Raw genomic sequence first — 15,742 nt, 5'->3', positions numbered from 1 at the left:
ATTATTTTTTTGGTTCATCCCCTGCTGGCTCTTCCCCTGCAGCTTCTGTTGCTGGGTTTTCTCCGCCGCCGTTCTCTGTACCGGTGTTTTCAGCATTTTCGTCCAACTCTTTTTCTTCATCCTCATCATGCTCAATATTGGCTACCGATGCTATTTCGTCATCGCCTTTCAATGTTATCAACCTAACACCCTGTGTAGCACGGCCCATAGTTCTCAATTCACTAATGGCAATACGGATTAAAATGCCAGATTTGTTGATTATCATCAAATCCTCATTATCAGTAACACCTTTTATGGCAACAAGTTTTCCTGTTTTCTCAGTAATGTTTAAAGTTTTTACACCCTTGCCACCACGGTTGGTTACACGATAGTCGTCAATGTCTGTACGCTTGCCGTAACCTTTTTCTGACACTACCAGCACGGTTGTTTCCGGGTTATCAATACTTATCATACCAACAACTTCGTCTGCTTCATTTTCAAGAGATATACCCCTCACCCCGGTTGCTGTCCTGCCCATAGGCCTAACAGTCGACTCGTTGAAGCGAATTGCACGGCCCGATTTAAGCGCCATTACAATTTCGCTGCTGCCGGTAGTTAAAGTTGCCTCTAATAACGAATCGCCTTCGTTAATGTTAATTGCGTTAATGCCATTGGCACGCGGACGTGAATAAGCCTCGAGCGACGTTTTCTTGATGGTACCTTTCTTAGTACACATAATAATAAAGTTGTTCTCCAGGTACTCAGTATCTTTTAGGCTGATCAGCTTAATGTAAGCCTTGATATTCTCTTCTTTAGGTATGTTGATGATATTCTGGATCGCACGACCTTTCGAAGTACGCGTTCCTTCCGGAATTTCAAATACCCGCAGCCAGAAACATTGCCCGGATTCGGTAAAGAACAACATATAATTGTGGTTCGATGCTATCAGCAGGTGCTCAATAAAGTCGGCATCCCGGCTATTGCTGCCGATCGCCCCTTTACCACCCCTGCCCTGCCTGCGGTACTCCGTTAACGGTGTACGTTTAATATACCCTTCACGAGATATCGTGATTACAACATCCTCATCCTCAATAAAGTCTTCCGTGTTCATCTCTGCCGATGAGTGTACCATTTCGGTTTTGCGCTCATCGCCATATTTATCGCGGATCTCAATCAACTCATCTTTAATTATCTGCATCCGCAGGCCTTCATCAGCCAAAATGGATTTCAAATAATCAATCAGTTTCATTAAGCCTTCGTACTCGTCTTTAATCTTATCGCGTTCCAGGCCAGTTAACCTTCTTAGGGTCATATCCAAAATGGCGCGTGCCTGTAAGTCACTGAGGCCAAATTGGGTAATTAACCCCTCTCTTGCATCATCAGGTGTGTTTGATGCCCTGATCAACTTTATTACCTCGTCCAAATGATCTAAGGCAATCAACAAACCCTCTAAAATATGTGCGCGTTTTTCCGCTTCAGAAAGCTCAAACTTGGCGCGGCGGATTACCACCTCGTGCCTGTGCTCAACAAAATGATGAATCAGGTCCTTAAGGTTAAGCAGCATAGGCCTGCCGTGTACCAGCGCAATATTGTTTATACTGAACGATGTTTGCAGGGCGGTGTGCTTATATAGATTATTAAGAACTATAGCAGCATTGGCATCGCGCTTTATTTCATAAACTACGCGGATACCTTCCCTGTTCGATTCGTCCCTGATGGCTGATATACCATCAATTTTTTTATCGTTCACCAGTTCCGCAGTACGCTCAATCATCAGCGCCTTGTTTATCTGGTAAGGTATTTCAGAGACGATGATACGTTCGCGATCACCGTTATAAATTTCAATTTCAGCTCTCGAGCGGATAACTATTCTGCCGCGACCGGTCTCAAAAGCCTGGCGGGCACCTTCATAGCCATATATGATTGCTCCAGTTGGGAAATCAGGGCCTTTGATGTGCACCATTAATCCATCAACGGTGATATCGCGATCATCAATAAGTGCCAGTGTAGCGTTAACAACCTCGGTAAGGTTGTGAGGCGCCATATTGGTCGCCATACCCACCGCGATACCCGATGCACCGTTAACCAAAAGGTTAGGGAATTTAGCAGGCAAAACAGTGGGTTCCTGCAACGAGTCGTCAAAGTTTAGCTGGAAATCAATAGTATCTTTGTTGATGTCGGCAAGCATTTCTTCCGCAATCTTTTCAAGCCTTGCTTCTGTGTAACGCATTGCTGCGGGCTGGTCACCATCAATCGAACCGTAGTTACCCTGTCCCTCAACAAAGGGGTAGCGCAGGCTCCAGTCCTGTGCCATACGAACCATGGCATCATAAACTGATGTATCGCCGTGGGGGTGGTACTTACCCAGCACCTCTCCTACTATACGAGCTGATTTTTTGTAGGGTTTGTTGTTGGCTAAACCCAAATCGAGCATGCCATATAAAACGCGCCTGTGAACCGGTTTTAAACCGTCGCGTACATCAGGCAATGCACGTGATACGATAACCGACATTGAATAATCAATGTAGGCGGCTCGCATTTCTTCATCAATATTTATGGAAATTATTCTGTCTTCTGGTGGGGTACTTCCGTTTCCTGTTTCTTCGGCCATTTTTTATTTCTCTGTAGATTCTTCTCTATAATCGTGTATAAAAAAAGTGTTCCTATACAACCCGCGAAGTTAAGAAACTTTATGGTTTTTTCCATGAATGTTGGTAACAAATCCGTGTGTGAAGAAGTCAGAAAAGGCCGGAAAGTCAGTAAAGTCGGAAAGAAGAAAAATGTCCCAAACGTCCAGGCTCCGAAAACGCGGGCGAAGTTGGTAAACGGCAAACTTACGAAGTTTTTAAAACTTCGTAAGTTTCTCGTAAACCACTTATGCTTATTTAACCTTTTTCCAAAACTCCTTAACAGAGTTGCCGTTTGGCAGCTTTCCGCTTAGTGTAAGCGTATCATTCTGAATGGTATACAGGTAATGCACAGTTACCCCTATCAGCTGCGAATCTTGCGAGCTATAAGTTTGTGTTTCTGAACAGGTGTCGGCACTCAAGGTGTAATCACCTGTCTCGTATTTATGTGGCTTTTCGCTTTTCTCCAGCAAAAACGACTCAAAGCTTTTCGAGCCATATTTACGCTGCAGGGAGTAGTCTGTTGGTGGGCCTTCGGCTTTGCCATTAAACACATCCCCGGCATACTCCCAGGTACCTTTCAGCGGATTGGCAGCATTAAATGACGTCATGATTAACGTTAAAATTATTAGGCAACCCGTTTTATATGTTTTTCCTGTATTCATAGTTTAATTAAACATCAATATAAATGGTACTCCAATATCCCTATGACCAGTGACACGATGCAAATGACAGCGCAGCAAATCACCGATGACTATTAAACCCATGCTATTCCTTTTTTCAGTAACGATATTGTTTTTTCCTCTTCACTCCCAGGTTCGGGTTTATAATTATAAACCCATTTGGCCGTTGGCGGCAAACTCATCAATATCGATTCTATCCGTCCGTTCGTCTCCAGTCCGAATTTTGTGCCAGCATCATACACCAGATTAAACTCGGTGTAGCGGCTGCGGCGCTGGTATTGCCATAGCTGCTGCTGTTCGGTAAACTGTTTATCACGGTTGCGCTTAACCAGCTCGGTATAAATAGGAATAAACGCGCGACCCAGCTTTTTTGAAAACTCGAAAATACTTTCCCAGCTAATATCATCACTGGCAGTGAGGCGATCGTAAAATATGCCACCTACTCCCCTGGTTTCGTTGCGGTGTTTGATGAAAAAGTAATCGTCGGCCCATGTTTTAAAACGGTTATAGAAGTCGTGATTAAAGCTGTCGCAAACCGATTTTAAGTAAGCATGGAAATAGCGCGCATCTTCCTCAATAACATAATGCGGCGTAAGATCAATCCCCCCGCCAAACCAGCGCAAAGGCTCGTGTTCCGGGCTTAACGACGGCATTTCAAAATACCGGATATTCATGTGAATAATGGGCACCATCGGGTGGTTCGGGTGGATAACGATAGATACCCCGGTTGCAAAAAAATCTTCCTGGTCAACATTCAATGCCTTTTTCATATTGTGCGGCAGTTGCCCGTGCACGGCTGAAAAATTGACCCCGCCTTTTTCGAAAACATTCCCGTTTTGAATAATCCGGGTGCGGCCGCCCCCTCCGCCATCACGTTCCCACAGTTCCTCTTCAAAATGGCCCAGGCCATCACATTGCTCCAGCGCGGCACAAATTTCATCCTGTATCAACTGGTATTCGGCTGCTATTTGTTCCTTGGTTATCATCGCGGCAAATTTAGTTGATTAGGTTGATTAAGTTTAAAAATTCATTAACTGAATTAAGGGCCTGTTTAAAATGCAAATATTATCTTATAAATGCGAACGTATAACGCAAGCGTACAAGATATAAACGGCATTGAGTCAGCAAACGTGTGTCGTTAAGTTAAGCAAACCAGATAGGTAGTTGACAGGATTGTCGCTTCTTAGGGTTGATACTGTTTGTAACTAACTGTATACAAGATTGTTATATTAATATACTATAGCAATTAGGGTTGATATCTTTAATTAATCGACTTAGGTCAAATCAAATTGACAATCAATATTTTAACTGACAATTTTGTTTTTTGCCCTTACAATTTCTGGTCAAGAGATTTCCAGGTAATTTAAATCCTTGCCAAATGTTTCTTTTAGCTGGCTTAAAGATAATAATGCAACAAGAGTTAATATACCCATCATAATATATCCACTGTTAATAAAACCGTAGCTGGCTACCAACGCATTAAATCCTAAGGTTATAGGAATCAGCGAGCCGCGGACAAAATTCGGGACCGTAGTAGTAACTGTAGCGCGGATGTTGGTACCAAATTGTTCGGATGCGATGGTAACAAAAGTTGCCCAATAACCCACAGAACATCCCATAAAAAACGCCAGCCACTTAAACTCCGCCGGGGTGATCCCCGTTGCGCTTAAATAAAACACAACGCTAACAACCGATAAAATCAGAAATACTGCCATCGTAAGCTTTCTCGACTTGGTAATCTGCGCGAGCAGTCCTGCAAAAATATCGCCGATGGCAATACCCAAATAACTGTAAAACACCCCGTCAGCAGGGCTTAACGGAACTTTGCCGCCTAAGGCAACGCCAAATTTGTCGCAAAAACCGATAAATACGCCTACTACATACCACAACGGCGCGCCTATCAATATACAGAACAGGTATTTTTTAAACCTTCCCCAATTGGTAAAGAGCATAAAAAAATCACCTTTACTTGCCTCCGTTTGCTCGAGTTTTTTGTACATCCCCGATTCAAAAGTCCCTATCCTTAGTAACAAGAGCACTATTCCTAATCCGCCCCCAATAAAATACGCATTACGCCAGCCGAATTTTGCAGCAAAAAATGCCGCTGTGGTACCTAAAAGGCCAATTACCGCAACAACCATTGTTCCGTATCCCCGGTTTTCTTTGCTTAATGTTTCGCTAACCAAGGTAATGCCTGCGCCTAATTCGCCGGCAAGGCCAACGCCGGCAATGAAGCGGATAATTGCATAAGTGTTTATATCATGAACCAAACCATTGGCAAAGTTTGCGATAGAATACAGTAAAATTGACCCAAACAGAACTTTTATACGGCCCAATTTGTCGCCCATCACGCCCCACAATATTCCGCCTAATAGTAAACCTGCCATTTGCAGGTTAATTATCAATTGGCCTTTACTCAGCATATCTGCGTCACTTATACCAATTTCTTTAAGGCTCTTTATCCTTACAATCAGAAAAACAAGTAAATCGTATATATCAACAAAATAGCCTAAAGAGGCTACCAGTACTAAAAATATAATGTTTCTTTTTGCTTTGGCGGCGGCTGCGTCGGTCATATTCAGGGTTATTGGTGGGGCTAAAATAACAGATTTATTAATATATCATCAAAAATTTTGAGCACAAAAAAACCCCTGTGGAGCAGAGGCTTTGTGTGAAACATCGGTTTCCTTCAATTATGCTTTTTTTACATTTACTGCCTGTAGTCCTTTTCTGCCTTCCTCCACTTCGTATGTAACGCTATCGTTATCTTTAATGGCATTTACGCCGCCCTGTACATCTTTAAAGTGTACAAAAAGATCTTTACCATCTTCGGTAACAATAAAACCATAACCTTTTTGTGTGTTAAACCATTTTACTTTTCCAGTTTTCATAAATAATTATAATTGTGTATTAAAAATTTGTGTTAAAGATTTAAAAACCAGACCCATACTGAATAAAATGGCATTATTATCAGAAGGATTTAGAAAAACCATCAGTTCAAATATATAAAATTATTAAATACCAAATAAAATTATTTATTTGGTTGTGGCGTCGTCCTTAAATAGGGTTTAACCTGTGTAAAACCTTTCGGAAATTTTGCCGGGATGTCTTCTGTCTTAATTGCGGGCACCACAATTACGTCTTCCCCGTCTTTCCAATCGGCTGGTGTTGCAACGCTGTATTTTGCTGTTAACTGCAACGAATCAATCACCCTTAAAATTTCCTGGAAGTTACGGCCGGTTGACGCAGGATAAGTAATCATCAACTTCACCGTTTTATCAGGTGCGATAATAAATAGCGATCTCACCGTAGCAGTTAACGATGCATTGGGGTGTATCATATCATAAGCCAAAGCTATTTCGCGGTTCTCATCCCCTATTATCGGGAAATTTACCTCAACGTTCTGGGTTTCATTGATATCGTTTATCCAGCCTTTATGCGATTCAACAGAATCAACGCTCAAGGCGGCTACCTTAACATTCCGTTTGTCAAATTCGCTTTTTAACGATGCTGTTTTACCCAGTTCCGTAGTGCAAACCGGGGTATAATCGGCCGGGTGCGAAAATAATACACCCCAGCTATCGCCCAGGAATTCGTAAAAATCAATTTCGCCCTGCGAAGTTTGTGCTTTAAAGTTTGGAGCTAAGTCTCCCAATCGTAAACCCATAATATTAAATGTTTATTTATTTAAATAATATACTAAGGTAAGCGGATTGTTGAACTTATCAATATTGATTTTTATTTAATTCTATTAATTACATAGGGATTATAGTTTATCGCATATTGTATGGGCGAATTGCATCCGCCCTCGTCTGCCAAGTCAATTTACAGAATCTACCCAACTGCTGTGGCCCCATAGCCGTTTATTGAACGGTATCCGCAATCAGGTGCAAAATATAGTTGATTACCCGTCCGCCAATGGCGAATGCAATTCGCCCCTTCGCATAATCCCCCCCCCAACAATTCCCCAATATCATTGTTAAACAAACTAACTGCCTTAAAACGGCGGTCCCTCTATGAAGAGACATACCTATGATACCGGGATAATTGGCAATTGTGCGTTCCTGGCGCATGTAAACAAGAATACTAATATCGACTGGCTGTGCTGGCCACGCTTCGACAGCACTTTTATTTTTGGTGGTTTGCTGGATAAAGAGCAAGGCGGCTCATTCTCCATTTTACCTACTGACGATTATACATCGCATCAATATTACTTGGAGAATACCAATGTACTTGCAACCGAAATAACTACGGCAAAAGGCGCCAAATACCGCATAACAGACTTTGCTCCAAGATTTTACGAGCATCAGCGTTATTATAAAGCGCTAATGCTTATCCGTAAAATTGAACCGGTTGAAGGTACCGCGCAAATTGTTGTAAAATGCGACCCGGTATCTGACTACGGGCGCACAAAGCTGCATGTAAACCGCGGCAGCAACCATATACAGTTTTTGGGTGGTGATGAAAATATGCGGCTTACCACTAATATCCCCATCAGTTATGTTTTTGACGAGCAGCCTTTTGTGTTGAACGAATGCAAGTACTTGGTGCTTACCTACGGCGAACCATTGGAAGCGCCGCTTGTCAGCACCGCCGAACGCTTTCTGCGCGAAACTACCCAATACTGGCGAACCTGGATAAAGCACTCATCCATAGCTACTTATTTCCAGCCGTTTGTCATCCGGTCGGCGTTGGCCTTGAAAATTCACCAGTATGAAGATACAGGGGCTATTATTGCGGCTAGCACCACCAGTTTGCCGGAGTCGCCGGGGAGCGGCCGCAACTGGGACTATCGCTATTGCTGGCTGCGCGATACTTATTATGTGCTTACCTCGCTAAATCACATCGGCCATTTTGAAGAGATGGAGAAATATTTTAGTTATGTAACTGATATATCTTTTAACGAACACGAACGCTACCAACCCCTTTACGGCATCACCGGTAAAAAGGATTTAGTGGAAGAAATACGCGAGGACCTGGCCGGTTATATGGCTAATCAGCCGGTACGCGTGGGGAACCAGGCATCGGAACACATACAGAATGATATTTATGGGCAGGTAATGATATCCCTGCTACCGCTGTATACCGACCATCGTTTTATATTCTCTGAAAGAAAGGATTCCGTGCGCTGGATTGAGTTTTTATTGAGCAAAATTGAGCGTACCATCGATGAGAAAGATGCCGGTATTTGGGAATTCCGCAACATGGCCAACATCCATTGTTACAGCAACCTGTTTCAATGGGCCGGTGCCTCGGCCGCCGAAAAAATGGCACTGACCATTGATAACAAAGACCTGGTAAAAAGGGCCATAAAGGTTAAAAAGCAGGCTGCCAAACATATCGAAAGTTGTTACGACCCTGTACGGAAAGTTTACACCAACTCGGCCGGCAACCCCAACCTCGATGCCAGCACCCTGCAGCTGATAATGATGAACTACCTCGATCCCGCGTCAGACCGTGCAAAAGACCATTTAATTGCACTGGAAAAAGAACTAAAAGCGAGTAATGGCTTATTTTACAGATATTTATATAAAGACGATTTTGGCAAACCCAAAACTACTTTCCTCATTTGCGCCTTCTGGTACATCGAAGCCCTGGCCTGCGTTGGCCGCATGGACGACGCCATGCGCGAGTTTGAAAACATCCTGAAATATTCAAATCACCTGCTGCTTTTCAGCGAAGATGTTGACGAAAATGACGGCAGCCAATGGGGCAATTTCCCACAAGCTTATAGTCATGTGGGATTGATGAATGCAGCTTACCGGATTGCTATTAAATTGGACAGGCCGATATTTTTATAGGGAGGTTAAAGTAACTTTTTCTTCAATTTGTCATTGCGAGCGCAGCGCGGCAACCGCGAACTTTACAGGGCGAATAGAGAGGTATCCATTTTGCAAGAGCGGCTGTGCGGGCGTGCGGTTGCCGCGCTCGTTCCTCGCTCGCAATCACAATTTAATATTACGGATAATATTGTCGGTGTAATTTCACATCAGCCTGCAATCCCCAATTTCAACTTATACCTAAAGCCTCTCCCACCGCCAAAATCATTTTCCAGCTTCAAAACCTCGTGCGTTTTTTTCGATATCCAAAACCGTTCATACCCTTTATCCGGGGCATTATTATCATTATAATTGTTTAGCACCCAGCAATCAACCTTTTCGCCGCTGCTGCCGATTAAAAAATCACTGCCTGTTACCGTGTAGGCAACCTCTGTCGATTTTTCAAAACCCGGGTCGTAGTAATTGATAAGGAATACCCGACCCTCCTTGTAGGGTAGCAATGAGTAAATAAGCATATCAGCATGCCAGTTGAGGTTATATTTGTGAAAGGAGTCGTTAAAATCTTTTGTAGCTTCTGTTTTTATTGAATCAGGCACATCGCTTTTACTATTCACGTTTGTATAGGATAGATGTTTGGTTTCAAAATCAAGCTTGACGGAATAACCCAGGCGTTTCCAATACGTATCATGTAGTAGCGTACTGAAGTTTTTAGCATCAAATACGGTATAGCATTTATGTACTATTGTATCCATTTCCCACTGCTGGGTTACCGTAATGGTAGGTTTGTGATGATATTGTCCGGCCTTAACATTAAACTTAATAAGTGCAACCCGGGTTGCCGCGCCATCTTTCGTTTTTTTAACGAATTGCAGATAGCTGATATCACCTTTTTGCAGGTTTTTTAGTTCGAGGGTGGCGGGCTCAACCCGTATAGTATCACCGGTTTTTGCAATGGCGGGAATTGTAAATGCGGATAAGGCTGCAATTAAAAACAATTTCATAGTTATTCATTTCCGGTAAAGATTGACTTTCCGATTTTATCTATGAAACAAACTCAATGAATGCTACAATATTTTTAACGCGTTGTGCGTAAAATGCCAATCATTCCCCATTTACTATCCATCAGTCACCTGCAGTTAATGAACTGGCACGGCCTCGGCAAAGCTCAATAGCAACCTCCTCACCTCCGCCGGGTTGCGCAGGTAAAACTTGGCAGCAGAAACATTGCCACCCACTTTAATGGTTACAGCCGATTCAGGCAAGGCCTTAAACACGTCTTCATCTGTATAGTCATCTCCAAAGGCAATAATAAAATCGTAGTCGTTTTTATCAAGCAGCATTAAAGCGGCTTTACCTTTGTTTATCTCCATATTCTTAACTTCCAGTACTTTATCACCGGGAAGCAACTGTAATCCTTTATCGCTTGCCAGGTATTTCAGGTTATTCATCAATTCGTTGGCACGCAACTCACCCAGGCCACCCTGGGAATTGCGATAGTGCCATACCAGTGAATACGTTTTTTCTTCAATAAATGAGCCCGGCGTACGGTCAACGTAGGTTTCCAATACAGGGTAAATATCATGCTTCCAACTGTCGGACAGTCCGGATACTTTATGCCATGTTGTATTTTGCTGTTTAAACCATGAGCCATGCTCCGCGATCAGGTAAATATTTTTTTCGTCAAACCATTCACCCAAATTCTCGTGCTTGCGGCCGCTTATAAGCACCACCATGTTAGCAGGATCCTCGCTTAGCCTGTCGATAATAGTGTGCAATTCTTTATCCGGCGTTGCCTGGTTTATGTTCGATTTGAAATTTACCAGTGTGCCGTCGTAATCTAAAAATATGATGCGTTTTTTGGTCTTATGGTACCTGTTAATAATAGATTGTTCGGTAGCGAAGCTGACGTGACGCGTTTGCATAGAGCGTTGCATTTGTTTCACTTCCTTGAGTCTGTCCGTAAAAATTTTTACCCAATGGGTGATGTTAAACTTACTTACCAACTGCCGCATAGTTTGCATACGCCGTCTCTGCTCACCCAATGGCATGTTAATGGCTGCTATAATTGCATCACATACTTCGTTGGTATTGTTAGGGTTAACAATTATGGCGTCAATTAATTCTTTCGAGGCGCCTGCCATTTCGCTCAATATCAAAACACCATCGTTGTTTATTCTACTGGCCACATATTCTTTGCTAACCAGGTTCATTCCATCTCTCATCGGGGTAACCAGGCAAACATCTGCCGAGTAATACAATGCTGAGAGTGTTTCAATCGGGAACGAACGGTAATAGTAATGAATCGGCGTCCATTCCATATTACGGTACAGGGCATTAATGTTCCCGACTCTCTTGTCAATCTCATCGCGTAGATGAGCGTATTGCGGCACAGTATCGCGCGATGGTACCACAATCATATGCAGGGTTATTTTGCCGCAATATTCCGGATGCAACTGCAGCAGTTGCTCAAAAGCCTGAAGGCGCTGCAATATACCTTTGCTGTAATCGAGCCGATCGATGGATATGATGAGCTTTGTACTCTTAAAAGTTTCCTTTATTACAGCAACCTGTTCAATAACCTCTTTTTCAAGCGGTAATGAAGCGTATTTTTTATCATCAATCCCCATCGGGAACGATTCGACGACTATAGAGCGATCGCCGCTGGTAATAACGTTTGCCGAAGAAGTTACAGGAAGTATGCGGGTTGTAGCACCCAAAAAGTGCCGCACGTCGTCAAACGTATGAAAGCCAATTAAATCGGCGCCCAACATGCCATCCAGCAACTCTTTGCGCCAGGGTATCAATCTGAACATTTCATGCGACGGGAAAGGGATATGCAAGAAGAAGCCGATAGAAACATCAGGCATTACGTTGCGCACCAGTTGTGGTAAAAGCATTAACTGGTAGTCGTGTATCCATATAACGTCGCCGGGTTCGGCAATTGCCAATATGGCATCCCTGAACTTTTGGTTTACTATATTGTAATAATCCCAGTTCGATTCCTTATAAACAGCGTATGTTGACGTATAGTAATGAAATATCGGCCACAAAACATCGTTACTAAAGCCTTCATAATATTGATTAATTTCTTCCTGGTCTAAAAATACCGGCACCAGGCTCAGGTCTTTCAGTTGAGCGGTTACTTGATCGCGGTCTTTTTCTTCGGCAACTTCAATACCCGGCCAGCCAATCCATTTGTTATTTCCTTTTTTGTAAATTGATCCCAAACCGGTAGCCAGCCCCCCTTCGCTTGCAGCCGATGTATATTCATCACCTGTTTTCGAAATTTTTACGGGTAGCCTGTTTGAAACTATTATTGTTTTTGACATAATTTTAGTAGCACTAATTCCACGAATTATTTCGGATTACACGAATCGAGCGTACGATTCGATAATTAATTCGCACTACTTAACAAGGTTTATTCGCCCAAGTTGTTTTAAAAAAGTGCATTTTTATGCCATTTAGGGCTTTTTTAAGAAAAGAAGGTAATCGGCGATGCTATTGTTTAGGTTGGTTCATTCCCCTAATCCGCTGCAAATCAAATCCGTGAAATTCGAGCGGATTAACGCTTCATTAAAATTCGTATTAAACAAAAAAGCCACCCGCAAATGCGGATGGCTTACACAATGTGTTATTAGTTAATAGTTATTTAACCTGTTTAAAAAACTCAACACTACCTGAGTTTGCAACCCTTACCAAAATTTCGTGTTTGTCGTTTTTCAAATCAACAAAGTACGAAGTTGGCTCGATGTCGTTGTTTAAAGCTTCATTAGCCTGGTAAACAATAACGTTGTCGGCAGTATAGCCTTTGTAGCTATCGGCAATCATTTTTTGCGATTTAGCAGGGATAGCTTTGTAAGAAACAGTTTGAGTTGTACCCAAAAAATCACCAGCCAAAGTGTAGAAAGCAGTTTTCTTTACACCGTCAATTAAGAAATCAACTTTCTGGCAGTTTTTAGTTACAGTCCAAACAGTGTTGGTTGCGCTGGCAAAATCAGAGGCAAATGCCTGTTGAACAGCATAAGAAGCCGCACCACCATCAACTTTTTTACCGCCATCACCGGCGAATACATTTACGCTGAATAAAGCAGCAGTTGCGATTGTTAAAAATATCTTTTTCATGTTATGTTAAATTTTAAATCCGCAACAAAAATAAGGTTAAATTGATAATTGTGTAAATAAAAATGAATTTTTATGAATATTTTATAATAACCGTCACTTTAACACGATATTTTGAAATTATCATATTTTACTTAGTGTATTTTTTACAATATGTAAACAGAAAATTGCATCAAAAATGGCCCTCATTAAATGGTGACGCCTATTTTACAATAACTTAACATGAAATTAATCACATATTGGAAGTTTTGATGCAATTGCCTCTTTTTTTCCAAAAACGCGCAGATAAGGCACCGGGTAACAGAAACTATTAATTGCCAACCCACCACCGTACGACTTCTACAACTATTAAAACTTTATCCGTTATCCGCGAAACCCGGATATAGCGTCATGCCCCCATCCATAAATATGGTGGTGCCGGTAATATAATCAGCATCATCCGATGCCAGCCAGGCGACTAGCTTGCCGATATCTTCGGGTTTACCAATCCGGTTATAAGGTATTAAGGTTAAAAGTTTGTCCAAAGCCTCTGGCGTATCCCATGCTGCTTTATTTATAGGCGTTTGTATAGCGCCGGGCCCAATTCCCACTACCCTTATTTTATGGGGTGCCAGTTCCTGCGCAATACTTTTCATAAACATGCTGATACCGCCTTTGCTGGCAGCATAGTTTACGTGGCCAGCCCATGGGATAACTTCGTGTACGCTGCTCATGCAGATAATTTTTCCGGCCGCCCTGCTCCTGACTTCAACCACTCCCCTGCGGATAAATTCCCTTGCAGCCTCGCGCGAGCATAAAAACTGACCGGTAAGGTTGATGTTGATTACGGTGTTCCACTGATCGAGCGTCATATCAACAAACTTCGAGTCCTTTTGCAGGCCGGCGTTGTTTACCAAAATATCAATAGTGCCGTATTGATTAAACATTTCGGCAAACATGGCCTGCACCTCTGCTTCATGGCTAACATCCGCCTGGAAAGCGAATGCCTCACCACCTGCAGCCGTTATCTCGTTTACGGTTGCGTCTGCTGCATCTTTGTTATGGGCATAGTTGATAACAACCCTGGCGCCGGCCTGTGCCAAAGCTAATGCCACACCTTTGCCTATGCCGCTGTCGGCGCCTGTTACCAATGCTGATTGTCCGCTTAATGATGGGGTTGAATTCATATGATATTGTTGAGTTATAAATATACAAATCGCAAATAACTGATCTGGTTTTAGCCCGGTGTAAATTAATCTTAAAATTTATGGTTTTATTAATACCTTCAATACCAATTACATTAACTATGATCAGTCTTTACTTAAACCCCAGGTTCCTGAAAAGCTTTATCTTTTTATTTTCTATTATTCCCTTGTTTTTACAGGCCCAAAATACGGCTGATTATAAACCATTAACAGCCGATAACGCACAAATCCCCTCAAAGATCCTTAACGAACCCCGCAAGATCTATATTTATGTTCCACCTGCCGACTCCCTAAATACCGCAAAACGTTACCCGGTATTATATTTAATGGATGGTGAAAGTCATTTTAGTATGATAGCCGAGCTTTGCAGGTACCTGAGCCGTTGGGATGTAAATGTGATGCCTGAAATGATTATAGTAGGCATCCCAAACACCAACCGCACAAGAGATCTCACACCTACCCATAGTATTATTGATTATTATGGGAAACCCGATACCAGCGCAACGTCGTGGCTTAAACCAAGCGGCGGAAATGATAAGTTTCTGCAATTTATTAGCGAAGAGTTGATACCATATGTTGAAACGCATTATAAAACACATCCTTTTAAAATATTCGCCGGGCATTCTTTTGGCGGGATAACAGCTATTGATTGCTTTTTGAACAATCCCAACATGTTCAATGCTTACATAGCCCTGAGCCCCTCTTTTTGGTGGGATAACGGATATTTGTTAAAGCTGGCAGATAAGAAGCTGCAAAAGGGATCGGCCATAAGCAAAATACTTTTTTATAGCGATGCCAGCGAGGGAGTAGCTGATAAAAGCACTTTCCATACTAATCTGCTGAAATTTGACTCGCTGATAGCCCAAAGGCAAATTATCGGCCTGGATCATAAGTATCTAAATTACCCTGACGATATCCATATGACCGAACCCGTAAAAGCCTATTATGATGCCCTGCGGTTTATTTTCGGGCAATGGGATTTGCCGCCACAGGAGCCAAAACAGGTTAATGCTGCCATATTAATGAAGCATTACCTGAATTTATCACGACGTTACGGCTATACTATCTTACCAAACGAAGCGAATATTAACGATTGGGCATCCTATTTAATGAAGAATCCCGAAACGCTGGATAATGCAATAAGTCTGTTTGAAATGAATGCTATAAATTATCCTTCATCATCTAAAGCGTTTACCAGCCTGGGCGATGCCTATGTAAAAAAAGATGAGCGCGAAAAAGCTGTCGCCAGTTATAAAAAAGCCCTCGTGCTAAACCCGGAAGATGCAAAAGTTAAGGATAAATTGAAGAGCCTGTTGAAGTGAATACTTTATCAGGCTTAATAATATCTCATATTCATTAGCTTTGGCCCA

The 15,742-nt window shown here is 42.4% G+C and carries 12 protein-coding genes; 2 read left to right on the top strand and 10 right to left on the bottom strand.

The annotated features are described in order from the left end of the window. Position 1: 1 nt before the first annotated feature. From gyrA to Q0R52_RS16340, 6 genes are all read right to left on the bottom strand, one after another. The gene (gene gyrA, locus Q0R52_RS16365; RefSeq protein WP_295796154.1) at positions 2-2,590 is read right to left on the bottom strand and encodes a DNA gyrase subunit A; all 2,589 of its coding nucleotides are present in this window, start codon (positions 2,588-2,590) and stop codon (positions 2-4) included. Between the two features lie 270 nt (positions 2,591-2,860). Then, positions 2,861-3,217, bottom strand: a complete 357-nt coding sequence (locus Q0R52_RS16360) for a hypothetical protein (RefSeq protein WP_295796153.1) — start codon at positions 3,215-3,217, stop codon at positions 2,861-2,863. A 146-nt stretch (positions 3,218-3,363) separates the two neighbouring features. After that, on the bottom strand, positions 3,364-4,275 hold the full coding sequence (hemF, locus tag Q0R52_RS16355) for an oxygen-dependent coproporphyrinogen oxidase (RefSeq protein WP_295796151.1): 912 nt from the start codon (positions 4,273-4,275) through the stop codon (positions 3,364-3,366). Between the two features lie 357 nt (positions 4,276-4,632). Then, positions 4,633-5,865 carry an MFS transporter gene (locus tag Q0R52_RS16350; protein WP_295796149.1) on the bottom strand — a complete coding sequence of 411 codons (1,233 nt, stop codon included), beginning with the start codon at positions 5,863-5,865 and terminating at the stop codon, positions 4,633-4,635. Positions 5,866-5,982: 117 nt separating this feature from the next. Then, complete coding sequence (locus tag Q0R52_RS16345; protein ID WP_090650362.1) at positions 5,983-6,180, bottom strand: cold-shock protein; 198 nt, start codon at positions 6,178-6,180, stop codon at positions 5,983-5,985. Between the two features lie 140 nt (positions 6,181-6,320). Beyond that, positions 6,321-6,956 carry a peroxiredoxin gene (locus Q0R52_RS16340; protein ID WP_252790243.1) on the bottom strand — a complete coding sequence of 212 codons (636 nt, stop codon included), beginning with the start codon at positions 6,954-6,956 and terminating at the stop codon, positions 6,321-6,323. Between the two features lie 349 nt (positions 6,957-7,305). Here Q0R52_RS16340 and Q0R52_RS16335 point away from each other — a divergent pair, with 349 nt between their 5' ends. Continuing rightward, positions 7,306-9,090, top strand: coding sequence for a glycoside hydrolase family 15 protein (locus tag Q0R52_RS16335; protein ID WP_295796145.1), 1,785 nt, complete (start codon positions 7,306-7,308; stop codon positions 9,088-9,090). 188 nt (positions 9,091-9,278) lie between these two features. Here Q0R52_RS16335 and Q0R52_RS16330 read toward each other — a convergent pair whose 3' ends face one another. The 4 genes from Q0R52_RS16330 to Q0R52_RS16315 all read right to left on the bottom strand — a co-directional run bounded on the left by Q0R52_RS16330 (position 9,279) and on the right by Q0R52_RS16315 (position 14,354). Further along, positions 9,279-10,070, bottom strand: a complete 792-nt coding sequence (locus Q0R52_RS16330) for a hypothetical protein (RefSeq protein ID WP_295796144.1) — start codon at positions 10,068-10,070, stop codon at positions 9,279-9,281. Positions 10,071-10,205: 135 nt separating this feature from the next. After that, entirely contained in the window at positions 10,206-12,398 is a 2,193-nt protein-coding gene (locus Q0R52_RS16325; protein WP_295796142.1) for a bifunctional alpha,alpha-trehalose-phosphate synthase (UDP-forming)/trehalose-phosphatase, read from the bottom strand. Positions 12,399-12,714: 316 nt separating this feature from the next. Then, positions 12,715-13,191: a hypothetical protein gene (locus tag Q0R52_RS16320; RefSeq protein WP_295796140.1), complete on the bottom strand. Its 477-nt coding sequence runs from the start codon at positions 13,189-13,191 to the stop codon at positions 12,715-12,717. A 353-nt stretch (positions 13,192-13,544) separates the two neighbouring features. Further along, positions 13,545-14,354 carry an SDR family oxidoreductase gene (locus Q0R52_RS16315; RefSeq protein WP_295796138.1) on the bottom strand — a complete coding sequence of 270 codons (810 nt, stop codon included), beginning with the start codon at positions 14,352-14,354 and terminating at the stop codon, positions 13,545-13,547. 119 nt (positions 14,355-14,473) lie between these two features. On the opposite strand from Q0R52_RS16315, the gene Q0R52_RS16310 reads away from it, so the two are divergent. Continuing rightward, entirely contained in the window at positions 14,474-15,694 is a 1,221-nt protein-coding gene (locus tag Q0R52_RS16310; RefSeq protein WP_295796137.1) for an alpha/beta hydrolase-fold protein, read from the top strand. Positions 15,695-15,742: the final 48 nt, after the last annotated feature.

The organism is Mucilaginibacter sp. (assembly GCF_025359345.1).
GTDB lineage: Bacteria > Bacteroidota > Bacteroidia > Sphingobacteriales > Sphingobacteriaceae > Mucilaginibacter.
Note: the sequence above shows the minus strand (reverse complement) of the source record. Positions and strands in the feature narration are given on the sequence as shown.